Consider the following 24,203-nt stretch of genomic DNA (forward strand, 5'->3'; position numbering starts at 1 on the left):
CCATGACAACGACAACACGAGTGGACTATTCGGCTCTCATTCAACCGACCAGGGTCCACGGCTCGCTCTATACCGACCCCGCGATCTTCGCCGATGAGCTCGAGCGGATCTGGTACGGCGGTTGGGTTTTCGTCGGCCACGCGAGCGAGGTTCGCGAGCCGAACGACTATGTGCGTAAGAACATCGGTCCGCAGGACATCATCATGACGCGTGACCGGGCGGGCGAGATCCACTTGCTCGTGAACCGCTGCGCCCACCGCGGCAACCTGGTCTGCGATGCGCCGAGCGGCAACTCGAGTGCGTTTCGCTGCGCGTACCACGGATGGACGTACCGCAACACCGGTGAGCTGCTCGGCTACCCCTACAACAAGGGGTACGGGGGCAAGGGAAATCTCGACCTCAAGCTCGGTGTCGTGCCACGCGTCGAGTCGTACCACGGCTTCGTGTTCGGCAGCTTCAATCCCGAGGTCGTCCCGCTCAAGGAACACCTCGGCGCAGCTGCGGGTGAACTCGACCGTCTGGCGCGCTTATCGCCGGAAGGTACCGTCTCCCTCGATGCCGGGTGGCTGCGTCACCAGACCCACGCGAACTGGAAGCTGCTCGCGGAGAACGAGACTGACGGGTATCACCCGCAGTTCGTACATGGGTCGATCTTCTCGGTGACGGGTTCGACGATCGGTCCGCTATACAGCGACAACTCGACTGCGGTGACCCGTGCGCTCGGCAACGGGCACAGCGAGAACGATCTGCGGCCGGAGTTCCGGAAGTTCGCCGAGCCGATGCGATGGTTCGGCACAACCCCGGACCGGGTTCCCGAATACGTTGCGGCAATGCGGGCCAAACACGGTGACGCAGCGGAAGAGATTCTCATCGAGGGTGCTCCCCACGTGATGGTTTTCCCGAACCTGTTCGTCGCCGAGATCCAGGTGTTCAACATCCAGCCGATCTCCTACAACGAGTGCGTCCAGTTCTCGACCGCCGTCCAACTCGATGGCGCACCGGAACTCAACAAGCGCATGCTGTCGCAGTCGATCGGTTCGGTCGGACCGGCCGGAATGCTGCTCGCCGACGACACCGAGATGTACGAGCGCAACCAGCGCGGTGTGGAACAGCGTCTACCCGAATGGCTCGACATTCGGCGCGGAGTCGGCCGCGAAAGCACTGATCCGGACGGCTTCCGGATCGGCGGTGCCACCGACGAGACGGCGATGCGGGCGTTCTGGCAGCACTACAAGAACCTCATGGAGCAGTGATGACAAGCGTGCAGGAGAGCGTCGATATTCGGGCGATCGAGCAGTTCCTCTACCGCGAGGCCCGGTTCGCCGACGAACACGACTACGACGAATGGGAGGCGCTGTGGACCGACGACGCCGTGTATTGGGTCCCGACGAGCGATTCACTGATCGACCCTGACCGCAAGGTGTCGATCATCTACGACAACCGCCGCCGGATCAGTACGCGGCTCGCTCAGCTTCGGACCGGGAAACGGTACGCGCAGTCGCCGCCGTCCAACCTGCGCCGCAGCATTTCCAACGTCGAGATCCTGGGTAGCGAGTCTGGCGACGTACTCGTCGGCGCGAATTTTCTGCTGCTCGAATCGAAGCCCCGCGGCCTGGTGACCTGGGGCGGCCGCTACATCTATCGCCTGCGCAACACCCACGACGGAATGCGGCTGGTCGCGAAGACCGTCCTGCTCGTGAACAACGCCGAGGCGGTTCCCACGATGGGGTTCCTGATCTGATGTCCGAGATTGTCGGCAGCGAATTCGCCAACGTCCGCGTCGAGGTCGACGCCGCGGCGAATGGCCCGCGCCTGCGACTGGAGGACCTCAAGTCCGGCCGGGTCCGGTACCTCGACGCGCTCGAACTCGAGACGCTCGTCTGGCTGCCCGAAGGGCGACTCGAGCAGTTGCTCGACCCATCAGCCGATCGGTGGCGTGAGAACAGATGATCGACTTCTCTGAGCTGATCCGCCCCGGCGATTTCGTTGTCTGGGGGCAGGCTTGTGCCGAACCGGTGCCTCTCGTCGAGCAGTTGCTCAGCCAACGGGCGGAGCTGGGCGGAATCACGTGCTTCATCGGAATTCCGGTCGCGGGAACGGTTCGCCCAGAACACGCCGACCACATTCGGTTCGTCAGCTACTGCGGCACCGGCACGAACCGCCACCTTGCCGCCGCGGGACTGCTCGACATCTATCCCGGGGCCTATTCGACGTTGCCGCAGTTCGTCTCGCGGGCCGACGTTGTCCTTGTCCAGTGCACACCGGCTGACGAGGCCGGCCGGTACAGCCTGGGGCTCGCGGACGACTACCTATCGGCGGCGATCGATTCGGCTCGGGTCGTGGTAGCAGAGGTCAACGATCAATTGCCGTTCTCCACGTGCGCCCGGTATCTGACCGACGCGGACATCGACGTGGTGGTGCACACCTCGAGGTCCGTTCCGGAGAACGTCTTCGCCGCGCCGACTGCCGACCTGCACGCGATTGCAGGGCTGGCGGCCGAACTCATTCCCGATGGCGCGACGCTCCAGTTCGGAATCGGAGCGGTCCCGGAAGCGGTTCTCGGAGCCCTGACCAAACACCGCGATCTCGGGATCCACTCGGGAATCTTCACCGATGCCGCAGTCGGCCTCATGGAAGGCGGCGTCGTCGCCAAGGCCGTGACCACGTTGCTCATGGGTTCGGCTCGGCTGTTCGATTTCGTCGACCACAACCCGAACGTGTGTCTATGCCCGATCAGCTACACCCACGACCCGGAACGACTGGCCGGCCAGCACAAATTCGTCGCGATCAACTCCGCGATCGAGGTCGATCTGACCGGTCAGATCAATGCCGAAACCGCCGGTGGCCGTTATGTCGGCGCAGTCGGCGGCGGCGGTGAATTCCTTCGCGCCGCGCATCGTTCGGTGGGCGGGATCCCGATCGTCGCGCTGCCGTCGACGGCTGGGCAGCAGAGCCGCATCGTGAGCCGCTTGTCTGGGCCGGTCACTACCGCCAGGGCCGACGCCGGGGTGTTCGTCACCGAATTCGGCGTCGCCGACCTCCGCGGTCTGACGCTCGGCCAGCGCCGCGAACGAATGCTCGCGATCGCTCACCCAAATCACCGAGATGCCCTGCAGGAGAACGCATGAGGAGAGCGGCAATCGTCAGCCCGCTGCGCACCCCGGTCGGTGCGTTCGGTGGATCGTTGCGGTCGGTTCGTGCGGAAGAACTCGCGACCGCGGCGATCAAGGCCGTCGTCGAACGGTCTGGCATCGACCCGGCACGGATCGACGACGTCTCCTTCGCACAGTCGTACGCGAATTCGGAAGCGCCGTGCATCGGGCGGTGGGCCGCGCTCAACGCGGGCCTGCCCATCGAGGTGCCGGGCTTCCAGATCGATCGCCGCTGCGGGGGTGGTCTGCAGGCCGTCGTCACCGCCGCGATGATGGTGCAGACCGGCGCGGCTGATGTCGTGCTCGCCGGTGGAGTCGAGTCGATGAGCAACATCGAGTACTACACGCAAGACATGCGTTGGGGCTCGCGAGCCGGGAACACGGTGTTCTACGACCGGCTCGACAGGGGGCGCGAGCGGTCCCAGCCGGAAGCTCGGTTCGGGCACATCGGCGGAATGATCGAAACCGCCGAGAACCTCGCCCGCGACTACAACATCACCCGCGATGCCGCAGATGAGTTCGCGGCTCGCAGCCATCAGCGCGCAGCAGCGGCGTGGGAGTCAGGCACGTTCGCGGACGAGATAGTGCCGGTGACTGTTCCGCAGCGGAAGGGCGATCCGCTGATCTTCGATCGCGACGAAGGCGTCCGGCCGGACTCCTCTGTCGAGCGGCTCGGAAAACTGCGGGCAATCGTGCCCGGCGGAACGGTGACTGCGGGAAACGCGAGCCAACAGAACGACGCGGCGGCTGCATGCCTGGTCGTGGCTGAAGACAAGCTCGACGAACTCGGGCTCGAGCCACTCGGGTTTCTTGTCGGCTGGGCCGCGGCGGGGTGTGATCCCTCGCGGATGGGCATTGGACCCGTGCCGGCCGTGGAGAAGCTGCTCTCTCGGACGGGGTTGACCTTCGACGACATCGACCTCGTCGAAGTGAACGAAGCCTTTGCGGTGCAGGTGCTTGCCGTCATGAAGGGCTGGGGTTTCGACGACATCGACCGGATCAACGTCAACGGTTCCGGCATTTCACTAGGCCATCCCATCGGCGCGACCGGAGTGCGAATTCTCGCCACGATGCTGCACGAGCTGAAGCGTCGCGGCGGGCGGTACGCGCTGGAGACCATGTGTGTGGGCGGCGGTCAGGGCATTGCTGCGCTGTTCGAGGCGCCGTGAACGGGATCGTCAGCTACGGGACTTACATTCCCGCACATCGTGTTTCGATCGGCCGGTCGCAGCGCGTGGCGGCGTCGTTCGATGAAGACAGCACGACAATGGGCGTCGCGGCGGGCGCAGTCGCTCTCGGTGGTCGATCTGCGGAGGCACTCTACTTCGCCACCACGTCGCCTGCGTATCTCGACAAGACGAACGCAACCGCCATACATGCGGCGCTCGGTATGCCGCCCGGGAGTTTCGCCGCAGATCTTTGCGGATCGGCGCGCAGTGGGGTCGCCGCACTTCGCGCCGCCAAGGCATCCGGTGGGCTCGCCGTGCTGTCCGACCTTCGTACCGGCCGGCCCGGATCGGCCGACGAACGCTCGGGTGGCGATGGCGCTGCTGCATTCCTGTTCGGCGCGGATCCGCTCGCTGAGGTCGTCTCGCAGTCGTCGGTCACCGCTGAATTTCTCGACCGCTGGCGCGACCCGTCTTCGATCTACGGCACGCAGTGGGAGGAGCGCTTCGGCGTCGAGCAGTACTTGCCCTTGCTCGAAGCCGTGACGAAGGACTTCGAGCCGGCGCACCACGTGGTGATCGCGTCACCCAATCTCGCCCTGGCCAAGCGAGCGTCAAAGTCATTGCGTGGCAAAGTATCTACTGTTCTGTCGCCGATTGGGCATGCGGGTACGGCCGATGTGGGCCTAGCGTTGGCGGCGGTTCTCGATCAGGCCCAACCGGACGAGACGATTCTGGTCGTGTCGGCCGCCGACGGCTGCGATGCGATCTTGCTACGCACGACCGAACGTTCCGCTGAACGTCGGCAGCCGGTGCCCCTTGCGACCCAGGTTGAAGCGGGCTCACCGGTCGACTATCTGACGTACCTGCGTTGGCGCGGGCTTCTCGATCAGGAACCACCACGGCGCCCAGAACCTGATCGCGCAGCCGCGCCCCCGTCGGCGCGATCGCAGGCCTGGAAGTTCGGGCTCACCGGAAACAGATGCACAGCATGCGGTTTCGTGCACCTCCCGCCCGCCCGCGTGTGCAAGAAATGCAGTGCGATCGACGCCATGACGCCCGTTCGATGGGGCGGCCGGGGCGGCACTGTCGCGACCTTCACCGTGGACCGACTCGCCTACTCGTTGGCTCCGCCGGTTGCCCAGGCAGTCGTCGATTTCGAGGGCGGCGGCCGGTACACGCTCGAAGTGACCGATGGGAGTGACCGTCTAGCGGTCGGTGCCCGGGTCGCCACGACCTTCCGGAGGCTGCACAGCGCCGGGGGAGTGCACAACTACTTCTGGAAAGCCAAAGTTGCATGAGTAGCAACGGAATCCGCGACAAGGTCGCCATCGTTGCGATGGGCTGCACTCGGTTCGGTGAGCGCTGGGACGCATCTGTCGAAGACCTGATCATCGAAGCGATGGACGAGTGCTTCCGTGGCCAGGACCGGGACTCCGTCGACGCCTACTGGTTCGGCACGCTCAGCAGCGGGCAGAGCGGCCTCGTGGTGAGCAAAGCGCTTGGTCTGGACTTCACGCCCGTTACCCGCGTCGAAAACTATTGTGCGAGTGGGTCGGAGGCGTTTCGGAACGCCTGTTACGCGGTCGCGTCCGGTGCCTACGACCGGGTCGTCGCGATCGGTGCCGAGAAGCTCAAAGATTCCGGATTCTCGGGTCTTTTGCGTGGTGACCCGCCGAGCGATGGCACCGCCGCCGAACTCTCCCTGACGGCGCCGGCTGCCTTCTCCCTGCTCGACCCCGCTTACTGCGCACGGTACGGAGTCGACGCATCAGCGATGCGCGACGCGATGACCCACGTCGCGTGGAAGAACCACCGCAACGGTGCACTCAATCCGAAGGCCCAGTTCCGGTCGGAAGTGTCGAAGGAGAAGATCGCGTCAGCTCCACTGGTAGCCGGCCGCCTCGGAGTCTTCGACTGCTCGGGCGTCTCCGACGGTGCTGCGTGCGCGCTGATCGTCCGCGCCGAAGATGCGCATCGCTATACCGACACTCCGATGTACGTGAAGGGTCTCGCGCTGGCGGCGGGTCCAGGGCGCGGCGGGATGGATCCGGACTACGACTACACGACGTTCCCGGAAGTCGTCCGGTCCGCGCGGGATGCCTACCAACAGGCAGGAATCAGCGATCCGTGCCGGGAGATTTCGTTCGCCGAAGTCCATGACTGCTTCACCCCGACCGAACTCGTTCTCATGGAAGACCTCGGGTTCGCCGATCGCGGTCAGGCCTGGAAAGACGTCCTCGACGGCGCGTTCGATCTCGACGGCCGCCTGCCGATCAACCCCGACGGCGGGTTGAAGTCGTTCGGTCATCCGGTCGGAGCGAGCGGCCTCCGGATGCTCTACGAATGCTGGCTGCAATTTCGCGGCGAGGCAGGGGACCGCCAACTCGCAGACCCGCGCCTCGCCCTCACCCACAACCTCGGCGGTCGCCCAGGCGCCTGCGTCTCGTTCGCGGCGGTCGTTGGCAATGAGAAGAAATCCGACCGTGCAACGCGACCTCTATGACGCTGACCATGAGCTCGCGCGGGCGTGCGTCGACACCCGGATCCAGACCATCTACGCCGGGTCGACCGAGATCATGAAGGAAATCATCGGCCGAGACCTGGCTCGGTGACCAAACCAAGTATCCGGCGGGCGCGTTCGATGACCGGTTTGTCGACCATTGAGCCATCGAGGGCAATCGCACCGCCTCCAGCCGCACCGACAATCCGCTCTGCCCACGTGATCTCAGCCGCAGTGGGCGCGAGCGTGTGATGCACCGGAGCGATCTGCGACGGATGGATGCAGAGCTTGCCGGTGAATCCCAGCCGCCGCGCGTAGTGAACGTCGTCGGCCAGTCGGCCTGAGTCCGACAACGCGGTGGTCACGCCGTCAATCGGGGCGGCTACGCCCGCGGCCGCGGCAGCGAGAACCAGCGTCGAGCGAGCCGTCGCGAGGGCGTCGCGGTCATCGGGATCGACCCGCAGCTGAGCGGCGAGATCAATGCTGCCGAAAGCCGGACGCATCGTGCCGCGGCAGATCTCGACCGCATTGAGAATTCCGGCGGCGGTTTCGATCAGTGGAATCACTGGGAGCATGCACACGAACGGCTCCTCAGACTTGGGGACCATGACTGCGCAGTCGAACGCCGAGATCATCGCGAGGTCTTCGCGGTGCCACGAGGTTCCGGCGGCATTGATCCGCACAACGGCGTGCGGGGAGTCCGTCAGCCAATCGGCCACTGCTTCGCGCGCGTCGTTCTTCTGGTCGTCAGCCACCGCGTCCTCGAGGTCGAGAATGATCACGTCGGCACCGGAGTTCACGGCTTTCGCGAAGCGTTCCGGACGATCTCCAGGGACGAAGAGGAATGTCTGAGCGTGTGCGATCTTCTCTCGAAAGGTCACTGGAAGCGGACTTTCGCGACCGCGTTCTTGGTGCCGCCAGGGCTGACCACCGCGAGATCGCCTGCAGGTTCTCCGATCACGCGGAAGCTGTCGCCCAGAAAGACTGGATGTTGCAGCCGATAGTCGACCGACGTGACCTGCCGATCGCGCACGAGTTCGAGCATCAGCAGCACCAACAGGGGCCCGTGGACGACCAGCCCTGGGTAACCCTCGACGTTGCGCGTGTACGGCTCGTCGTAGTGGATTCGGTGCGAGTTGGCGGTGATCGCGCTGAAGCGGAACAGCAGACTCTGGTCCACGACTGGCGAGGACTGCCAGGTGGCGTCCGGAAGTTCTCCGCTCGGTGCGTTGAACGAACGTGCGGGTCCATCGCCGCTGCGATAGACGTGATCCTGATCCTCGAGAACGCATAGCTCGCCGTTCTGGCGATACTCGCTGCGCACGGTGATGAACGCCATCTCGCCGGATCGGCCATGCTTGACCACGGCATTACGAAGACTCACGTGACGATCTGCGGGAACCTCCAGTTCGAGTGGGCGTTCCACCGTGACCCGACCGCCGGCAAACATCCGACGGCGATCGGGAATCGGCGGCAGAAAGTGACCATTCGCCGGGTGTCCGTCGAGGCCGATGTCCCGTTGCGCAGGCCATTTGAGGAAGTGGAACCAGTGCCACAACGGCGGCAGTAGCCCGTTGTCCGGTGGGGGAGAGTCGAGCAGCGCGGCAAAGTGGCTTGACTCGGCAGATCCCATGTCGTCGTGCTCGACGAGGGGTTCGGGGTGCCAGCCGGACAGGCAAGCAGCGAGATCGGTCATGCGAGGCTCCTGACGTTCCGTAGTTCCATGTTCGGCTTCGCGGAAGCCGGGTCTTGCCTCCTTCACGAAACTTAATTTATATTAGATTCGAAAAGAGGAGGAACCTTGTCTGCATTCGTCGTCGACTCTGACGAGCACAAACTGATCCGCGAGAGCGTCGCCAAGATCGCCGAGAAGTACGGCCAGGAATACTTCCTGGAACGGTCCCGCGCCGGCCAGAAGGTCGACGAACTGTGGACCGAACTCGGCCAGGCGGGGCTCCTCGGCGTTCACCTCCCAGAGGAGTTCGGCGGAGGGGGAGCCGGCTTGGCCGAACTTCTCGTCGTCATCGAGGAACTGTCTGCGCACGGCATCCCGTTGCTACTCACGGTCATCTCGCCAGCGATCTGTGGATCGATTCTCGCCGCTCACGGTTCGACCGAGATGAAACGAGAGTGGCTTCCCGGCATCGCCGATGGCAGTAAGAAGATGGCATTTGGACTCACCGAGCCGGACGCAGGTTCGAACAGCCACAACGTCACCACCACGGCCCGCCGCGATGGTGACGGCTGGGTGATCTCCGGCAGCAAGTACTTCATCTCCGCGATCGACGAGTGCGACGCGGTGCTGCTCATTGCACGCGATGCCGACTTCGTCGGAACCCGGAAATCGCCGCTGTCGATGTTCGTGGTCCCGACCGACGATCCCGGCCTCACGCTGCAGCCACTACCGACCGCCGTTGTCTCCCCAGACAGTCAGTTCACGGTGTTCCTCGATGACGTTCGGGTCGGCCCAGAGGCGCTCATCGGCGCGGCAGGCGACGGGCTGAAGCAGGTCTTCGCCGGCCTCAACCCCGAACGCATTCTGGCCGCGGGCATCAGCTGCGGCATCGGCCGGTATGCGGTCGATAAGGCGGTTTCCTACGCCCGCGACCGCGCGGTGTGGTCGACGCCGATCGGCGCGCACCAAGGCATCTCGCATCCGCTGGCCGAATCGCACATCGCTGTCGAACTCGCCCGGATGGCTACCTATCGGGCTGTCGAATTGTTCGACGCCGGTGAACCGGCCGCGGAGGCTGCCAACATCGCCAAGTTCGCTGCCGCGGACGCCTCGCTCAAAGCCCTTGACCAGTCCATTCAGACCCACGGTGGCAACGGACTGTCGAAGGAGTACGGCCTCGCCGAACTCTGGTTCTCTGCCCGCCTGCTCAAGACCGCGCCGGTGAGCCGCGAGATGGTCCTCAACTTCGTGGCTCAGACGAGCCTCAACCTTCCTGCGTCCTACTAGGAGATTCTCGAACATGCCAGGAGTACAAGATCGCGTTGTCGTCGTCACCGGAGCAGGTGGGGGACTCGGCCGCGAATATGCATTGCTGCTCGCTCGTGAGGGCGCCAAAGTCGTCGTCAACGACCTCGGCGGGTCCCGCGATGGCACCGGAGCGGGACATTCGATGGCCGACCAGGTCGTCGACGAGATTCGCGCCGCGGGCGGCACCGCCGTCGCCAACTACGACAGCGTGGCCACCGAAGAAGGCGCCAACAGCCTGATCAAGACCGCCATCGATGAATTCGGAGCGGTACATGCCGTCGTCAACAATGCCGGAATTCTGCGCGACAGCGCGTTCCACAAGATGACCGTGGACAACTGGGAATCTGTGCAGCGCGTGCACTTGTGGGGCGGATACTTCGTCAGCCGGGCGGCCTGGCCCTACTTTCGCGAGCAGAAGCACGGGCGCATCGTCATGGCGACGTCGACGAGCGGATTGTTCGGGAACTTCGGCCAAGCCAACTACGGCGCCGCGAAGGCGGGTCTCGTCGGACTCATCAACACGTTGTCCATCGAGGGTGCCCGCTACAACATCCTCGCCAATGCGGTTGCTCCGCTGGCCGCGACTCGCATGACGGAGGATGTCGCACCGCAGGCACTCCTCGACACGCTGCCTCCCGCGCACGTTGCCGGTGTGGTCGGCTTCCTCGTCAGCGATGAGTGCTCGGACACCTCGACGGTCGTCGTCGCGGGCGGCGGTCGCGTCTACCGCGTTGCGCAGTTCCAGACGAAGGGCGCCGTATTCGCCTCCCCACCCGGAATCGGCGAGGTTGCCGCCCAGTGGGACCAGATCACCGACCTGTCGAGCGCTGAGCTCGGCTCGAACCCGTTGGGATAGAACATGACTGACAATAACTTCGATGCCCTGGTCATCGGTGCCGGCGCTGGCGGGCTGCTCACCGCGGCCCGGCTCTCGCACCTCGGATACAAGACTCTCGTCATCGAACGGCTCGATAAAGTCGGCGGACGCGCATCCACTGACGAGGTCGAAGGCTTCAAGGTCAACAACGGCGCGATCGTCATCGAACTCGGCGGCATCACGCAGGAGACGTTCGAGGAGGTTGGCGCCAAGTTCGACATTCGCCGACCGCAGCCGCCGATTCTCTACCGCATCGGTAAGAAGGATGTCGACGTCACCGGTGGTGGCTGGGGATTCCTCCTGTCGAAGCTGACCCGTCAGGGCGCCAAGCTGGTGACGGGCCTAGGTGCCGCGCGCAACGACAGCGGCATGCCCGAGAACGAGATCTCGACCGCGGATTGGGTGCGCAAGTACACGAAGAAGGAATCCGTCCACGGCATCTTCCGGAACATGTGCGGTTCGGTGTTCGCGGTGGGGTCGGAAGAATTGCCGGCCCGCGTGTTCCTGACGTACTTCACCCGCAAGAGCGCGTTCAAGAAGTTCGGCTTCTGCCCGGACGGGACAATCGGCGTCTGGAAGGCGCTCGCCGAAGTGATCGAGAACAACGGTGGTTCAGTGTGGCTCGACGCCGAGGTCACTGAGCTGACGCTGACCGACGGTCGGATCACCGGCGCTTCGATCCGCCGCGGTGGGGAAACCACCGACGTGACCAGTCGGTTCACCGTGAGCGACATCGGTCCGTTCGCGACCCTCGATCTGGTGGGCCGCGAGAACCTCCCAGCCGATTACGTGGCACAGATCGAACAGGGCAACCGGCCCTGCGCGATGATCTCGGTCAACTTCGCGAGCCGTCGCAAGCTCAGCACCGCACCTGGTCTCTTGAGCTTCGCGACCACCCGTCGTCTCTGCTACGTCGCGAACTTCACCGAGCTGTGCCCCGAGATGGCTCCCGAGGGCTGGCACCTCTATCAGGGCACCGGCGTCCCGAAGCCCTCCGTCGGTGAGTTCGACGAGAAGTCCGAAACCGAGCTCGTGTTGCAAGACCTTCGCGACGAGATCGAGGGCTTCGACGAGGCGCGGATTCTGTCGATCAACGTCACGCGCGACGGCTGGCCGCCGCAGCGTGCCGTCGCCGGCTATGACATGCCGTATGCGACGCCTATCCCGAACCTGTGGAATGTCGGCGATGCGGTCAAGGAGTACGGAAACGGCGGAACGACCGCGTGTGCGGAGACCGCCAAGATCGTCGTGGATGAGATCCACGGCCAGTTCCCAGTGGAGTGAACAATGAAAATCCTTGTGGACCGCACCAAATGCACCGGTCTGGGTATCTGTGAGTCGTTGGCGCCCGAGCACTTCGAAGTCAACGACGAGGGCGAGCTGGTCCTGCTCGATGAGCACGTCACCGACGACACACTCCTGGGTGTCGAAGAGGCAATCGCGGGGTGCCCAACCGCGGCCCTGCGCCTCGTGCGATGACGCATCGCCTGGTAGTCGTCGGAGCTTCACTGGCGGGTTTGCGCGCGGTCGAGGCCGCACGCAAGTCCGGATTCGACGGACAGATCACGCTCGTCGGCAGCGAAGAACACTTGCCGTACGACCGGCCGCCGCTGTCCAAGGCCTACCTCGACGACGCGGAACCGCCGACCGTCGAGTTCCGCGACGAGGTGACTCTGCGCGGTGAATTGGCTGTCGAACTCGAATTGGGTATCGCCGCAACCGGTCTCGACACCGATTCGCGGGTGATCGCCCTCGCTGACGGTCGCGAACTGACGTACGACGCACTCGTCATTGCGACCGGTGCCACGGCTCGAAGGCTGCCGGGCACCGACAGTCTCGTCGGCGTCCACGCATTGCGAACCCTCGACGATGCCGCGCAGATCCGGGCTGCTCTGAATGCGGGCGCGAGAACGGTGGTGATCGGCGCCGGATTCATCGGGTCCGAGATCGCTTCCGGCGCGCGGAAGCGTGGACTACCGGTGACGGTGATCGAAGCGCTCCCCACGCCGTTGATCCGAGCGGTGGGGGAGGAAATGGGCTCACGCCTGGCCCGCTTGCACGTCGAAAACGGCACTGAACTGCGATGTGGCGCCGGAGTTGAACGGCTCGAAGGAAACGGCCGAGTGGAGTTGGTTGTCCTGTCTGATGGGACGAAAATCCGCGCGGACCTCGTTGTCGTCGGCATCGGCGCCGTCCCGGCGACGGACTGGTTGCGTGGTTCCGGCCTGAGGATCGACAACGGCATCGTGTGCGATGAAAACCTGTGGACCGGGACTCCGGGGGTGTACGCGGCGGGCGATGTGGCCAACTGGCACAACCCGCTTTTCGGGCGCCGTATGCGCCTCGAACACTGGACCAGCGCCGCGCAGCAGGGTGCGTCGGCAGCTCGCAATGCGCTCAATCCCGATGCGGCCAAACCATATTCGACGGTGCCCTACTTCTGGTCGGACTGGTACGGATCGCGCATCCAGTTCGTCGGGTCCCCGGACGCGGACGAGATCGTCACGATCGAAGACCGCGGCGACCGCCTGACCGCGCTCTACCGGGCGGGCGACCGCCTGTCAGGCGCGCTCACCCTCAACGGCCAGGCCGACATCATGAAATTCAGCGGGCTCATCACCAAGCGCACGGAATGGGGCGACGCGGTTCGATTCGCCGAAAGCCGCTGCTCCGCACGCGCGACTGCATAAGCGAGGACGATATGACCATGCTCAGCGAGGACGAACTGCTCGTCGTCAAGACCGTTCGGGATTTCGTCGACCGCGACGTCCGGCCCGTCGCGCACGACCTCGAGAAGGCCAACACCTATCCCGAGTCCCTTATAGACCGCATGAAAGAACTCGGGATCTTCGGGCTGGCAATCCCCGAGGAATTCGGCGGAACGCCGGTTTCGATGCCGTGCTATGTCGGCGTCACCGAGGAACTCGCGCGTGGCTGGATGAGCTTGGCGGGTGCGATGGGCGGGCACACTGTCGTCTCCAAGTTGCTCGTCACCTTCGGGACCGCGGCACAGAAGGAGAAGTACCTGCCCAAGATGGCGAGCGGGGAGATGCGGGCCACGATGGCCCTCACCGAACCGGGTGGCGGTTCAGACCTGCAGGCAATGACGACGATCGCACGCCGTGACGGCGACGAGTACGTCGTCTCGGGTTCGAAGACATGGATCAGCAATGCACGCCGCTCCGGACTGATTGCGTTGCTGTGCAAGACCGACCCGAATGCCCGGCCGCGGCACAAGGGCATCAGCATCCTGCTGGTCGAGCACGGTCCTGGACTGACGGTGTCGCGAGATCTGCCCAAGCTCGGCTACAAGGGCGTGGAGAGCTGCGAGCTCGCGTTCGACGGCTACCGCGCTCCGCTCGATGCGGTGCTCGGCGAAGAAGAAGGCCAGGGCTTCGCCCAGATGATGAAGGGCCTGGAGACGGGCCGCATTCAGGTCGCATCCCGGGCGCTCGGTGTCGCGCAGGCGGCCTTCGACGACTCGTTCAAGTACGCGCAGGAGCGCGAGACATTCGGTCAGCCGATCTGGAAGCACCAGTCGATCGGCAACTACCTCGTCGACATGGCGACCAAGCTCACCGCCGCCCGGCAGTTGGTTCTGCACGCCGCGCAGCGAGCCGAATCGGGTCAGCGATGCGACATGGAAGCCGGAATGGCGAAGTTGTACGCGTCGGAAGTTGCCATGGAGGTTGCTCTCAACGCAGTGCGTATCCACGGCGGCTACGGCTACTCCACCGAATACGACGTCGAGCGCTACTTCCGCGACGCACCGTTGATGATCGTGGGCGAGGGGACGAACGAGATCCAGCGCAACGTGATCATCAGTCAGCTGATCAGCCGGGGCGGGCTGAGCCACTAACCAGCGGGGTTGCTCACTGCCTGCCTTTAGTTGTCCTGCAGAGCATTTCGCTCGGTCTCGAGACGGAGCGTTTCGGGACTGAGCGGCGCGACCAGTACGGCGACAACGAGGTCGATGAGGTGGCTGATGAACAGCCGATCGTCGGTGTGTGGACCACTTTGAGCTCGACGCCCGAGTTCGATGAACGTGAATCTGATGGCGACGAATCGGCGATGCATCCGTACCGCTTCGGGCTCGAGGAGCGGCCCAATCAGCGACCGCCAGCGGAGAAGGCTGTCGTTCGATTCAAGATCATCGGTGGGCAGCTCCGGCCTGGGGTGGTTCGCCAATTCGCCGAGAATCTGCAGGTACTCCCGGCCCCCGTCGGCACCGTCTAGCTTTGCCGACAGTGGTCGGACAAGTGCTGCCACCAAGGCGCGGATATCGGCGTTACCCCCGGCTTCGTACGCATCCATCAGCGTGTGCCGGGCCACCTCGACCGCGCTGTTGTGCTTGTCGAGGATGGCTCGCAGTAATCCGGCGCGATCGCCGAAGTGGTATTGCAGTGCCGTTGTATTGCGAACTCCGGACGCGCGCAGGATCTCCCGCAGTGACACCCCGGTGATGCCTTGCTCTGCGAAAAGTGTCGCCGCGGTGGCGATCAGACTCTCGCGGGTATTGGTCGCTCGTTCGGCAGTCTCTGACATTGGTTCATTCAATCATATTGACTATTAATGCGTATGCATTATGGTGAGTTCATGCCAGACATGGACTTCTCCGCGATCGCGGAGTGGATGAACGAACAGGGATTGCCGGATGGTCCGATCGTCGAGGTCGAGCCCCTCAAAGGAGGCACGCAGAACCTGATGTACCGGTTCCGGCGTGGCGGCGAGGCTTACGTATTTCGGCGCCCTCCGATGCACCTGCGGGCCAAGAGCAACGAGGTTCTGCGCCGAGAGATGCGGGTATTGGGCGCGCTCGAATCAACTCCGGTCCCCGCTCCGCGACTGATCGCCGGATGCGCGGACGACAGCATCCTGGGCGGCGCGGTGTTCTACCTGATGGAGCCGATCGACGGATTCAACCCGGCCACCATGCTTCCCGCGTTGCACGCCGGCGACCCCGCGATTCGACACCAGATGGGACTGAACGCGGCAACCGGCATCGCCGCACTTGGCGCCGTCGACTACGAGGCGGCTGGGCTGACCGACTTCGGCAAACCCGACGGGTTTTTGGAGCGTCAGGTCGGCCGCTGGATGAGCGAGCTCGAGTCCTACAACGCTCTCGACGGCTACGCCGGCCCGCAAATCCCCGGACTCGAGAAGGTTGCAGCCTGGCTCGAGGCGAACCGTCCGGCCGACTGGCAGCCCGGCATCATGCACGGCGACTGCCACCTGGCCAACCTGATGTTCGCGTATGACGGCCCAGCTCTCGCGGCGATCGTCGACTGGGAGATGTGCACCATCGGAGACCCACTGCTCGATCTCGGCTGGCTCCTGGCTACCTGGCCCGGCTCGGATGCGATCGGAGTCTTGGCCGGTTCGATCAGCCTGGCGGGCGGGCTCCCGTCGCCTGCAGAACTCGTCGCCCACTACGCAGAACACAGTGACCGCGACCTGTCTGCCATCGACTGGTACGCAGTCCTGGCCTGTTTCAAGCTCGGCATCGTCCTGGAAGGCACGCATGCCCGCGCATGCGCGGGCAAGGCGCCCGTCGCGACCGGCGACTTCCTTCACTCGCTCGCACTCGGCCTCTTCGGCCGCGCGCAAAAACTGATCGGAGACACTCATGTGGGACTTCACCACTGAACCCGAGTTCCAGAAAAAGCTCGACTGGATGGACACATTCGTTCGCGAGGAAGTCGAACCTCTCGACCTCGCCTTCCCGGAACGTCAGTACCAGAAGCTCGATGACGAGTTCCGAAAGATCATTAACCCACTGAAGGACCAGGTTCGAGCCCAGGGACTGTGGGCCTGTGCCCTCGACGGAGAACTCGGCGGTCAGGGCTACGGCCAACTCAAGTTGGCCCTGATGAACGAAATCCTGGGGCGGTCCTTGTGGGCTCCGGTCGTCTTTGGCTGCCAGGCACCGGATACGGGCAACGCGGAAATCCTCGCGATACACGGCACTGAAGGACAGAAGGCCTTGTATCTCCAGCCGCTGCTGGATGGCGAGCTGTTTTCCGCGTTCTCCATGACCGAACCGCAGGCGGGCGCCGATCCTCGCCTGTTCATCACCCGTGCGATCCGGAACGGTGACGACTGGGTCATCAACGGTGAGAAATACTTCACGAGCAATGCCCGAAACGCCGACTTCCTCATTGTCATGGCGGTCACCGACCCGGACGCGCATCCCCTGGCGCGGATGTCGATGTTCATCGTCCCCACCGACACTCCGGGAATCGAGTTCCTGCGCGACTTCGGCGTCATGGGCGAACCGACTGGCCGCGGCCTGCACGCCCACCTCAAGTACACCGATGTCCGCGTCGGTGCCGACGCACTTCTCGGACCCGAGGGTGCCGGCTTCGTCATTGCCCAGGAACGGCTCGGCGGCGGACGACTGCATCACTCGATGCGCACGGTCGCGTCCGTGAAGAAGGCCTTGGACATGCTGTGCGAGCGAGCGCTGTCTCGCACGGTCAGCGACGGGATTCTCGCGGATAAGCAGCTGGTACAAGCCGCCATCGCCGACTGTTACCTCGACATCGCCCAGTTCCGCCTGCTCGTGCTGCACACGTCCTGGCTGTGCGATCAGGTGGGAACCTCCAAGGCGCGAGCGGAGATCTCGGCCTGCAAGATCGCCGCAGGCCGCGTGTACCGCGACGTCGTCTACCGGTCCATGCACATCCACGGCGCACTCGGTGTCAGCAACGAGACGCCGCTAGGGAAGCTCTGGCTCACCGCGCCGCTGTTGGGCATCATGGACGGACCCGACGAGGTGCACCAGCAGATCATCGCCCGACAAGTTCTCAAGGGATACAAACCCGCACCGGGCGCTTGGCCGACCCAGTTCCTGCCCGACCTGACCGCCGCGGCGCGCGCGAAATACGGCCTGCAGTTGGGAGATGAAAGCTGATGGGCCACTACAAAAGCAACGTCCGCGACCTCGAGTTCAACCTGTTCGAAGTACTCGGGATCGGCGGGCTACTCGATGCCGGGGTCTGGGGTGACCTCGACGCGGAGACTGTCCGCGACATTCTGGCCGAAGTTGCCCGCCTGGGCGAAGGACCGATTGCCGAATCGTTCGCCGACGCGGACCGCAACCCCACGCGGTTCGACCCGGTCAACCATGAGGTCATCGTCCCGGAGTCGATGAAGAAGACTCTTGCGGCGATCAAGGATTCGGGCTGGTCGCGCGTGGGAATACCCGAGGCGCTCGGTGGCGTGCAGGTCCCCGCAGCGCTGCAGTGGTCGGTCAGTGAGATCTTGTGCGCGGCGAACAGTTCCGCGCTGTATTTCAACCTGGCCCCGCTGATGAGTTCCGTGCTCTACGAACTGGGAACGCAAGAGCAGAAGGTATGGGCGAAGGAAGGTATCGAGCGAGGCTGGGCCGCGACGATGGTCCTCACCGAGCCCGATGCGGGCTCGGACGTCGGCGACGGAAAGACCAAGGCGATTCCCCAAGCTGACGGCACCTGGCACATCGAGGGGGTCAAGAGGTTTATCTCCGGTGGGGACGTCGGGGATACCGCGCCCAACTCATTCCATCTCGTGCTCGCACGGCCCGAAGGGGCAAGCGCGGGCACCAAAGGCTTGAGCTTGTTTTATGTGCCGAAGTTCCTGTTCGATCGGCAGACGTTTGAACTCACGACCCGCAACGGCGTGTTCGCCACGGGTCTTGAGCACAAGATGGGTTTGCGGGCGTCGCCGACGTGTGAGTTGACCTTCGGCGCGCACGGCGTTCCGGCCGTCGGCTGGCTTGTCGGCGACGTACACGACGGCATCGCGCAAATGTTCAAAGTCATCGAAAACGCGCGGATGGGCGTGGGCACGAAGGCTGCGGGCACGCTGTCGACGGGCTATCTCAACGCCCTCGAATACGCGAAGCTGCGGATTCAGAGCGCCGACCTCACCGAGATGATGGACAAGAATGCGGCGCGGGTCGCGATCATTCGGCACCCCGATGTCCGCCGCAGTCTCATGACACAGAAGGCGCACGCCGAGGGATTGCGCGCGCTCTACATGTACGCAGCGGCCCATCAAGATCCGGAGGTCGCGGCCCTCGTTTCAGGCGCGGACGCAGAAATGGCCGCCCGGGTCAACGACATGCTGTTACCCATCGTCAAGGGATACGGGTCCGAGAAGGCCTACGAGCTGCTCACCGAGAGCTTGCAAACGCTCGGGGGGTCGGGTTACCTGTGCGACTATCCGATTGAGCAGTACATCCGCGATTCGAAGGTCGACAGTCTCTACGAAGGCACTACCGCTATTCAGGCGCTCGACTTCTTCTTCCGCAAGCTCATCCGTGATGGCGGAGTGGCATTCGGTCATGTCGTGTCGCAGATTCGTGCGACGGTCGATGGCGGTCGTCCCGAGCTGAAGGTGGAGCGCGAGCTGCTGAGCACGGCCTTGTCGGACGTCGAGGAAATGGTCAGCACGCTGACTCTCTACACGTTCGGTGCGGCCGGTGACCGGACGGAGGTCTACCGCGTCGGTCTTGGATCGGTGCGTTTCCTGCATGCGGTCGGTGACCTTATCGTCGGGTGGCGACTGCTGGTCGGGGCGCAGGTCGCGCTGGCCGCAGTGGACGCCGGAGCGATCGGTAAGGACGTGGCCTTCTACCAGGGCAAAGTTGCCGTGGCACAATTCTTTGCACGCAACGTTCTGCCGCATCTGTCGGCGGTGCGGGCGATCATCGAGTCGATCGACAAGGACGTCATGGACCTTGACGACGCGGCTTTCTAGGGGGCTGTCCGGTACTGACCAAGCCACGCGCTCAACAAGCGCGTGGCGTGGTCGACGAGGAGTTCTCGTTCGATCTCGGGTGGGCGTTCAAGCGCGATTCGCACCGAGAGGGCCAGTAGCGTGCTCCCACCGAGGTAGCTGATTGCGGCGATGTCCGTCGCCGGCAAGGGACCGAGAAGGTGGACGAGCGCTGCCCGCCCGACCTGGAACATGCGCTGCTCGGTGCCTCCAAGCCGGTGCGTGCCGCCCGAGCGTGGTAGTTCTTCGAGCAGAACGCGAACCAAGTCGGCGTCGCGTTCGAGGCTTGAGACGAGCGCCAAGAGTGTGGTCCGCAACGCCGTCTCAAACGGCTCACTCAGTGCGGCGAGCATCGCTGCGCTGAGTTCCTCCTCGGACCGACGGATGACCCGGCCCACGACAGCCGTGACGATCTCTTCCTTGTCGGTGAAGTACCGGTAGAGCGATCCGATGCCGACGCCGGCCTTCGCAGCGATCTTGTTGGTGGATGCGCCGTCGTAGCCTTCCTTCGCCAAAACCTGAGCGGCGGCCGTAATGATGTCCTCGACCGTCTGCCGAGATCGGGCCTGTCGAGGGGCAGCACGTACCGGGAACTGGCTTGATGGCATGGATCCCATCCTAGTGAAGTCGTTTTCAAAAACGGAGTAGAAACCGAGCATTTGCTCGGATTACGCTCGTCCTATCTCAACGAGGAGGCATCATGACCGAACGCAGTGTCAGCCCGATTTTCGGAAATGTCGCGGGACGTGCGCTTCGCGCAACTCCAGTGTCGAGCGCGCTCGACACCTTCGTCAGTAAGGCGGTTCGGGCCGGCAGCCTGCCCGGCGTGCAATTCACCGACCCGCCGGGCGATCGGGGTTGGTTCGGGCCGGACAGTGCGATTTGGTACGTCCACTCGCACCTGTCGACGGGCTTGGGAGGTCTCTCCGGTCTGTGGGCGGAAGCGGGTCATCCGGTCCTGGCCCGCGGCGTCACCGAGCACTCCGTGATGTACCGCCCGGAGACCGGGTGGAACGGCATCTTCCAGCGTCTCGGTCGTTCCCAATCGTTCCTCACCAGCGTCACTTTCGGGTCCACCGAAGTCGCCGACCGGTCGTGCCGGATCGTGCGTGCGATGCACGGCCGGGTCAACGGCACTCTTGGAAACGGGCTTCCCTACGCCGCGAATGACCCCGAACCGTTGCGCTTCGCCTACGCCAACCTCGCCTACGGCGTTGCTACCGCGCATCGGCGATACCATCCCGCGCCACTGAATGACCATGATCTCGACCGTTACATCGCCGACTGGGCGGTGATTGGGACCGCACTCGGGGCGGCCGACATACCTACGACGATGCGTGGCATCGAGGACTACTTCGATTACATCCGCCCGCAGTTGGCCCTGTCCTACGACGCCCTGCGACTGATCGCACCGTTCGAGGGGAAGACCGTGACGGGGACAGCCGGCGTGACATGGTCGGTGTTGCGGTGGATCGCGATCGATCTATTGCCGGACTGGGCACGAGAACTATTTCGCTACCCGAATATCCCTGCGGTCGTGCGAGAGCCGATGCGCGCTGCCGTCAAGACCGCGATCATCGCGGCGCAAGAAGCGATCGGCGGAGGCGTTGAGTACCACCAGGCGGTAGCTCGGGTGGCAAATAGGCCTGGCCCAGCGGAAATCGCAGGGGCCGGCCAGCGTGAAATCGGTCCGCTCCTGCTGATCAACGGCGCCAAGTAGGCCCCGGCTCACAACACCGCTCGACAACAAACCGATTGTTCAGGAGTGTCATGACGACTTCAGCGTTGAACTCGAACGCCCACCCAGCACTTTCGCCGGCGCGCGAGGTGTCCGACGAGATTGTCCTCGACGTCACCGGACAGATCCCGGCAGAGCTCCGCGGCACGCTTTATCGCAATGGGCCCGGCCGTTTCGAGGGCGGTGGTTTCGTGGCTCAGCATGCGTTCGACGGGGACGGGCTCATCTCGAAGTTCGTCATCGACGGCGGTGCGGTGCGGTTTCAGAGTCGGTACGTCCGCACCTCGAAGTTCCGGCAGGAGGAGGCAGGTAACGGCGCCGCCGTTCGAGGCATGGGCAACCAGCGTCCCGGCGGGATTCTCGCCAACATCGGTCGCTTCCCGGCTGACAGCGCCAACACTCACGCAGTTGTGCAGGCCAACCGGCTGCTCGCGCTCTCTGATGCCGGCCGTCCGTGGGAGATCGACTTGGACGACCTCACCACACGCGGCGCCTGTGACTTCGACGGAAAGCTGCCCGTGCTGTCGCGGTTCTCACCGCATCCACGGTTCGACCCGGTCACCGGCGAGATGTTCAACTTTGGGCTCGACTTCACACCGCATCTGTCGGCGAAGCTCCCGATCACAATGCACTGCTATCGGGTCGATCGGGCCGGCCGCTTGCATACCCAAGCGACTGTTCCGCTGCGCTACGCATACATTCAGCACGACTTCGCGATCACCGAGCACTACCTCGTGTTCGTCCTCGCCCCGATCGTTCTTGATCCGGTCCAGGCGATGCTAGGGCTGAAGACAGCCGAGCGCGCGATGTCTCATCGACCCGACCTTGGCACGAAGATTGTGCTCGTTCCTCGAGCTGGCGGCCGGCACCGCGAGATCGAATGCCCGCCGCTGATGTACATCCACATCAACAACGCCTTCGAGGATCGTGGTGACGTGGTCATCGATCTTGTTCGGTACGACCACTACGACGATTTCTTCGATCGGGCACGCGACTTCCGAACGAGATCTGTGGTGGGCGGTTTCGCGTCGCGGGTAAGGGTCGGCACCGCGGACAAGGTCACCGTCGAAGACTTCAGCGACCAGCAAACCGAGCTGCCGCAACATGATTGGCGACGCACCTCGCGCGAATACCGGTACGGCTACCACACCACGCTCGACTCCCGCCCGGGTGCGGTCAATCGGATCGTGAAAGTCGACGCACACACTGCTCGGCACGTTGAGCACGTCTTCGAACCAGGTGACGCGGTCGGCGAGCCGATCTTCGTGCCCCGCTCCGCGACTGCGGCCGAGGATGACGGGTGGTTGCTCACGGTGGTCTACATCGCTGCCGAACACCGCTCGGCTCTCGTCGTCCTCGACGCACGTGACCCCTCCAGGGCTCCCATCGCCGTCGCGCGGCTGGACCGCCACTTCTTCCCAGGCTTTCATGGCAGCTTCACGAGCCGGGTAGCGGCGTCATGACGCCAGTGGGCTCCCCGACAATCAGCATGGCGATCTTCACCATCCGGTCCAGGGCCTCGGCGCGGGGACGCGTAGGTGCGATTCCGAGGGTGAGTGCGATGCGGATCAAGCCATCGGCATAGGTCACTGTGTCCTGGCTCGTGAGCTGGGGGCGAAGGTCGCTCAGGAGGGCACTTACCTTGATCGTCGCGCGCTCGTTCGCGGTCTGCATCAGCATCATCAGCTCCGGCGAACCGATCCCTCCGCCGGCTTGCGCCGTCTGGATAAGCGGCTCGTCGAAGGCATCGAAAATGAGACCCAGCGCCTGACGAAGACCCTTCTCGAGATCATCATCGGCATGCCTGCGCACAACGGACGACGCTGAGTCGACGAGTTTGTCGAGCCGATCAATGACGTAGGCCTGGGCGATCGACTGACGGGAACCGAACTCTTTGTAAACGGTCTGTCGGCTGACGCCGGTCCGGGTGGCAACCGCGCCGATCGTCGTGGCCGCCCAGCCGACGTCCCGGACGACTTCGTCCACAGCCGCCAGCACCGACTTCCGCAGGGCTGCGTGCGCGATCTGCGTGTACGACACACTCCGCAGCTGTGCTGGGCCTGAGTGTTGCTCCGTTGCTGTCTTCAACATTGCGAGGTCGCCGATCACTGGGTGGGTGAGCGCTGTTCTGGATATCGTGAAGGCCACTCACGCCCGCCGTTCGTACCGAACGGCGGGCGTGGTCGCGTTTCAGCGTGGTGTGCGCCGGGTGTCAGTCCTGCCAGAGATTCATCGCCAGGTTGCGGCGACGCTCGCGAGTCTCAGGCATCACGAAGTCGAGGATGCCGGCCCCATCCAGTGGTCGCTGAGGTGCGCCCTCGAACCACATGCCCTGCTCCGCACTCAGTTCTGCCGCCTTGTTGAGGTAGTACTTGGTGACGTGAAGAGCCCGGTGGTCCTTGTCGAGAATGGTCTCGATCAGGGCGTTGACGTCCCGATCGAGCGTCTCGGGCAGGCACAGGCGGTTGACGAGGTCATACCGTTCGGCGGTGGCCGCATCGAAGAGGCCGCCGATCATGTTCCATTCCTTCGTCTTGCGCCGTCCGGCGAACTTGCCCAGCCGTGAGACGCCGCCCCAACCAGGGGTGATTGCCCAGTTGATTTCGGGCATACCCCAGCGACTGCGGTCGGTGGCGACCACGAAATCGCAGGCGAGGGTCAGCTCCAGTCCGCCTCCCGTGCAGATCCCGTCGACGGCCGCGATGGTGATCGGGACGAGGTTCTCGAGGAGGTTCACGGTTTCCTGGTACTGACGGATCTGCCAGATGAGGTCTTCGGGCACCCAGCTGGTGAAGTCCTTGATGTCGTCGCCGGCGCAGAACGTGTTCCCGGACCCGCGAATCACGAGGATGCGGCAGTTCCGGTCGACCGAAACGTCTTTGATTGCGACGTTGAGCTCAGCCGACAGTTCCTTGTCGAGTGCGTTGTGGCACTCGGGTCGGTTCAGCGTGATTGTGGTGATCTGGCCGTCTCGACTGACCAGCAGTTTGCCGGAGGGGGATGGGGATGTCTCGGTGCTCATGG

At 64.1% G+C, this 24,203-nt stretch carries 24 protein-coding genes and 1 pseudogene; 19 read left to right on the plus strand and 6 right to left on the minus strand.

The window, feature by feature from the left end; translation table 11 throughout:
* The first annotated feature begins 2 nt into the window (after positions 1-2).
* The 8 genes and pseudogenes from F600_RS0115665 to F600_RS31255 all read left to right on the plus strand — a co-directional run.
* Entirely contained in the window at positions 3-1,253 is a 1,251-nt protein-coding gene (locus F600_RS0115665; protein WP_026306583.1) for an aromatic ring-hydroxylating oxygenase subunit alpha, read from the plus strand.
* The gene (locus F600_RS0115670) at positions 1,253-1,741 is read left to right on the plus strand and encodes an aromatic-ring-hydroxylating dioxygenase subunit beta (RefSeq protein ID WP_018161573.1); all 489 of its coding nucleotides are present in this window, start codon (positions 1,253-1,255) and stop codon (positions 1,739-1,741) included. The genes F600_RS0115665 and F600_RS0115670 overlap by 1 nt, the downstream gene beginning before the upstream one ends.
* Positions 1,741-1,950: a hypothetical protein gene (locus F600_RS0115675; RefSeq protein ID WP_018161574.1), complete on the plus strand. Its 210-nt coding sequence runs from the start codon at positions 1,741-1,743 to the stop codon at positions 1,948-1,950. Before F600_RS0115670 ends, F600_RS0115675 begins: the two co-directional genes overlap by 1 nt.
* Entirely contained in the window at positions 1,947-3,128 is a 1,182-nt protein-coding gene (locus tag F600_RS0115680; protein ID WP_018161575.1) for an acetyl-CoA hydrolase/transferase family protein, read from the plus strand. The genes F600_RS0115675 and F600_RS0115680 overlap by 4 nt, the downstream gene beginning before the upstream one ends.
* Positions 3,125-4,321, plus strand: coding sequence for an acetyl-CoA C-acetyltransferase (locus F600_RS0115685; RefSeq protein WP_018161576.1), 1,197 nt, complete (start codon positions 3,125-3,127; stop codon positions 4,319-4,321). The genes F600_RS0115680 and F600_RS0115685 overlap by 4 nt, the downstream gene beginning before the upstream one ends.
* Entirely contained in the window at positions 4,318-5,619 is a 1,302-nt protein-coding gene (locus F600_RS0115690; protein WP_018161577.1) for an OB-fold domain-containing protein, read from the plus strand. The genes F600_RS0115685 and F600_RS0115690 overlap by 4 nt, the downstream gene beginning before the upstream one ends.
* Positions 5,616-6,824 carry an acetyl-CoA acetyltransferase gene (locus F600_RS0115695; RefSeq protein WP_018161578.1) on the plus strand — a complete coding sequence of 403 codons (1,209 nt, stop codon included), beginning with the start codon at positions 5,616-5,618 and terminating at the stop codon, positions 6,822-6,824. Before F600_RS0115690 ends, F600_RS0115695 begins: the two co-directional genes overlap by 4 nt.
* Positions 6,775-6,933: pseudogene (locus F600_RS31255) on the plus strand (acyl-CoA dehydrogenase family protein); the annotation flags it as partial. The gene F600_RS0115695 and the pseudogene F600_RS31255, both read left to right, overlap by 50 nt.
* Here the strand turns inward: F600_RS31255 and F600_RS0115705 are convergent.
* The gene (locus tag F600_RS0115705) at positions 6,908-7,702 is read right to left on the minus strand and encodes an HpcH/HpaI aldolase/citrate lyase family protein (protein ID WP_018161580.1); all 795 of its coding nucleotides are present in this window, start codon (positions 7,700-7,702) and stop codon (positions 6,908-6,910) included. The pseudogene F600_RS31255 and the gene F600_RS0115705 overlap by 26 nt on opposite strands.
* A complete protein-coding gene (locus F600_RS0115710; protein ID WP_018161581.1) occupies positions 7,699-8,517 on the minus strand; it encodes an HTD2 family dehydratase in 819 nt (272 codons plus the stop codon). The genes F600_RS0115705 and F600_RS0115710 overlap by 4 nt, the downstream gene beginning before the upstream one ends.
* A gap of 105 nt (positions 8,518-8,622) precedes the next feature.
* Between F600_RS0115710 and F600_RS0115715 the strand changes: the two genes are divergently transcribed.
* The 6 genes from F600_RS0115715 to F600_RS0115740 are packed head-to-tail and all read left to right on the plus strand — an operon-like array spanning position 8,623 to position 14,540.
* The gene (locus F600_RS0115715; RefSeq protein ID WP_018161582.1) at positions 8,623-9,783 is read left to right on the plus strand and encodes an acyl-CoA dehydrogenase family protein; all 1,161 of its coding nucleotides are present in this window, start codon (positions 8,623-8,625) and stop codon (positions 9,781-9,783) included.
* Between the two features lie 13 nt (positions 9,784-9,796).
* Complete coding sequence (locus tag F600_RS0115720; protein ID WP_018161583.1) at positions 9,797-10,660, plus strand: SDR family NAD(P)-dependent oxidoreductase; 864 nt, start codon at positions 9,797-9,799, stop codon at positions 10,658-10,660.
* Positions 10,661-10,663: 3 nt separating this feature from the next.
* Positions 10,664-11,965, plus strand: coding sequence for a phytoene desaturase family protein (locus F600_RS0115725; RefSeq protein ID WP_018161584.1), 1,302 nt, complete (start codon positions 10,664-10,666; stop codon positions 11,963-11,965).
* Positions 11,966-11,968: 3 nt separating this feature from the next.
* Complete coding sequence (locus tag F600_RS0115730; protein WP_026306586.1) at positions 11,969-12,160, plus strand: ferredoxin; 192 nt, start codon at positions 11,969-11,971, stop codon at positions 12,158-12,160.
* Entirely contained in the window at positions 12,157-13,371 is a 1,215-nt protein-coding gene (locus F600_RS0115735; protein WP_018161586.1) for an NAD(P)/FAD-dependent oxidoreductase, read from the plus strand. Before F600_RS0115730 ends, F600_RS0115735 begins: the two co-directional genes overlap by 4 nt.
* Before the next feature lie 11 nt (positions 13,372-13,382).
* The gene (locus F600_RS0115740; RefSeq protein WP_018161587.1) at positions 13,383-14,540 is read left to right on the plus strand and encodes an acyl-CoA dehydrogenase family protein; all 1,158 of its coding nucleotides are present in this window, start codon (positions 13,383-13,385) and stop codon (positions 14,538-14,540) included.
* A gap of 26 nt (positions 14,541-14,566) precedes the next feature.
* Here the strand turns inward: F600_RS0115740 and F600_RS0115745 are convergent, their stop codons facing one another.
* Positions 14,567-15,226, minus strand: a complete 660-nt coding sequence (locus F600_RS0115745; RefSeq protein ID WP_018161588.1) for a TetR/AcrR family transcriptional regulator — start codon at positions 15,224-15,226, stop codon at positions 14,567-14,569.
* 33 nt (positions 15,227-15,259) lie between these two features.
* Here F600_RS0115745 and F600_RS0115750 point away from each other — a divergent pair, with 33 nt between their 5' ends.
* Genes F600_RS0115750 through F600_RS0115760 form a run of 3 tightly spaced genes read left to right on the plus strand, consistent with a single transcriptional unit; the run spans position 15,260 to position 19,423 of the window.
* Positions 15,260-16,327 carry a phosphotransferase family protein gene (locus F600_RS0115750; RefSeq protein ID WP_018161589.1) on the plus strand — a complete coding sequence of 356 codons (1,068 nt, stop codon included), beginning with the start codon at positions 15,260-15,262 and terminating at the stop codon, positions 16,325-16,327.
* The gene (locus tag F600_RS0115755; RefSeq protein WP_018161590.1) at positions 16,308-17,594 is read left to right on the plus strand and encodes an acyl-CoA dehydrogenase family protein; all 1,287 of its coding nucleotides are present in this window, start codon (positions 16,308-16,310) and stop codon (positions 17,592-17,594) included. The genes F600_RS0115750 and F600_RS0115755 overlap by 20 nt, the downstream gene beginning before the upstream one ends.
* A complete protein-coding gene (locus F600_RS0115760) occupies positions 17,594-19,423 on the plus strand; it encodes an acyl-CoA dehydrogenase (RefSeq protein ID WP_018161591.1) in 1,830 nt (609 codons plus the stop codon). Before F600_RS0115755 ends, F600_RS0115760 begins: the two co-directional genes overlap by 1 nt.
* Here F600_RS0115760 and F600_RS30540 read toward each other — a convergent pair.
* A complete protein-coding gene (locus F600_RS30540; RefSeq protein ID WP_162141431.1) occupies positions 19,420-20,049 on the minus strand; it encodes a TetR/AcrR family transcriptional regulator in 630 nt (209 codons plus the stop codon). The genes F600_RS0115760 and F600_RS30540 overlap by 4 nt on opposite strands.
* A gap of 92 nt (positions 20,050-20,141) precedes the next feature.
* Here F600_RS30540 and F600_RS30545 point away from each other — a divergent pair, with 92 nt between their 5' ends.
* Both F600_RS30545 and F600_RS0115775 read left to right on the plus strand, forming a co-directional pair.
* Positions 20,142-21,161 carry an oxygenase MpaB family protein gene (locus F600_RS30545; protein ID WP_018161593.1) on the plus strand — a complete coding sequence of 340 codons (1,020 nt, stop codon included), beginning with the start codon at positions 20,142-20,144 and terminating at the stop codon, positions 21,159-21,161.
* 50 nt (positions 21,162-21,211) lie between these two features.
* Complete coding sequence (locus tag F600_RS0115775; protein WP_018161594.1) at positions 21,212-22,642, plus strand: carotenoid oxygenase family protein; 1,431 nt, start codon at positions 21,212-21,214, stop codon at positions 22,640-22,642.
* Here F600_RS0115775 and F600_RS30550 read toward each other — a convergent pair.
* Together F600_RS30550 and F600_RS28590 are read right to left on the minus strand one after the other, a co-directional pair.
* Complete coding sequence (locus tag F600_RS30550) at positions 22,617-23,219, minus strand: TetR/AcrR family transcriptional regulator (RefSeq protein ID WP_162141432.1); 603 nt, start codon at positions 23,217-23,219, stop codon at positions 22,617-22,619. The genes F600_RS0115775 and F600_RS30550 overlap by 26 nt on opposite strands.
* A gap of 172 nt (positions 23,220-23,391) precedes the next feature.
* A complete protein-coding gene (locus tag F600_RS28590) occupies positions 23,392-24,201 on the minus strand; it encodes an enoyl-CoA hydratase/isomerase family protein (RefSeq protein ID WP_018161596.1) in 810 nt (269 codons plus the stop codon).
* Positions 24,202-24,203 lie beyond the last annotated feature (2 nt).

It is taken from the genome of Smaragdicoccus niigatensis DSM 44881 = NBRC 103563 (assembly GCF_000380645.1).
GTDB classification, from domain to species: domain Bacteria; phylum Actinomycetota; class Actinomycetes; order Mycobacteriales; family Mycobacteriaceae; genus Smaragdicoccus; species Smaragdicoccus niigatensis.

Coding starts and splice junctions, on each gene's coding strand:
- F600_RS0115665 (WP_026306583.1), top strand. CDS start 3: ATGACAACGACAACACGAGTGGACTATTCGGCTCTCATTCAACCGACC.
- F600_RS0115670 (WP_018161573.1), top strand. CDS start 1,253: ATGACAAGCGTGCAGGAGAGCGTCGATATTCGGGCGATCGAGCAGTTC.
- F600_RS0115675 (WP_018161574.1), top strand. CDS start 1,741: ATGTCCGAGATTGTCGGCAGCGAATTCGCCAACGTCCGCGTCGAGGTC.
- F600_RS0115680 (WP_018161575.1), top strand. CDS start 1,947: ATGATCGACTTCTCTGAGCTGATCCGCCCCGGCGATTTCGTTGTCTGG.
- F600_RS0115685 (WP_018161576.1), top strand. CDS start 3,125: ATGAGGAGAGCGGCAATCGTCAGCCCGCTGCGCACCCCGGTCGGTGCG.
- F600_RS0115695 (WP_018161578.1), top strand. CDS start 5,616: ATGAGTAGCAACGGAATCCGCGACAAGGTCGCCATCGTTGCGATGGGC.
- F600_RS0115710 (WP_018161581.1), bottom strand. CDS start 8,517: ATGACCGATCTCGCTGCTTGCCTGTCCGGCTGGCACCCCGAACCCCTC.
- F600_RS0115720 (WP_018161583.1), top strand. CDS start 9,797: ATGCCAGGAGTACAAGATCGCGTTGTCGTCGTCACCGGAGCAGGTGGG.
- F600_RS0115725 (WP_018161584.1), top strand. CDS start 10,664: ATGACTGACAATAACTTCGATGCCCTGGTCATCGGTGCCGGCGCTGGC.
- F600_RS0115730 (WP_026306586.1), top strand. CDS start 11,969: ATGAAAATCCTTGTGGACCGCACCAAATGCACCGGTCTGGGTATCTGT.
- F600_RS0115735 (WP_018161586.1), top strand. CDS start 12,157: ATGACGCATCGCCTGGTAGTCGTCGGAGCTTCACTGGCGGGTTTGCGC.
- F600_RS0115740 (WP_018161587.1), top strand. CDS start 13,383: ATGACCATGCTCAGCGAGGACGAACTGCTCGTCGTCAAGACCGTTCGG.
- F600_RS0115745 (WP_018161588.1), bottom strand. CDS start 15,226: ATGTCAGAGACTGCCGAACGAGCGACCAATACCCGCGAGAGTCTGATC.
- F600_RS0115750 (WP_018161589.1), top strand. CDS start 15,260: ATGCATTATGGTGAGTTCATGCCAGACATGGACTTCTCCGCGATCGCG.
- F600_RS0115755 (WP_018161590.1), top strand. CDS start 16,308: ATGTGGGACTTCACCACTGAACCCGAGTTCCAGAAAAAGCTCGACTGG.
- F600_RS0115760 (WP_018161591.1), top strand. CDS start 17,594: ATGGGCCACTACAAAAGCAACGTCCGCGACCTCGAGTTCAACCTGTTC.
- F600_RS30540 (WP_162141431.1), bottom strand. CDS start 20,049: ATGCCATCAAGCCAGTTCCCGGTACGTGCTGCCCCTCGACAGGCCCGA.
- F600_RS30545 (WP_018161593.1), top strand. CDS start 20,142: ATGACCGAACGCAGTGTCAGCCCGATTTTCGGAAATGTCGCGGGACGT.
- F600_RS0115775 (WP_018161594.1), top strand. CDS start 21,212: ATGACGACTTCAGCGTTGAACTCGAACGCCCACCCAGCACTTTCGCCG.
- F600_RS28590 (WP_018161596.1), bottom strand. CDS start 24,201: ATGAGCACCGAGACATCCCCATCCCCCTCCGGCAAACTGCTGGTCAGT.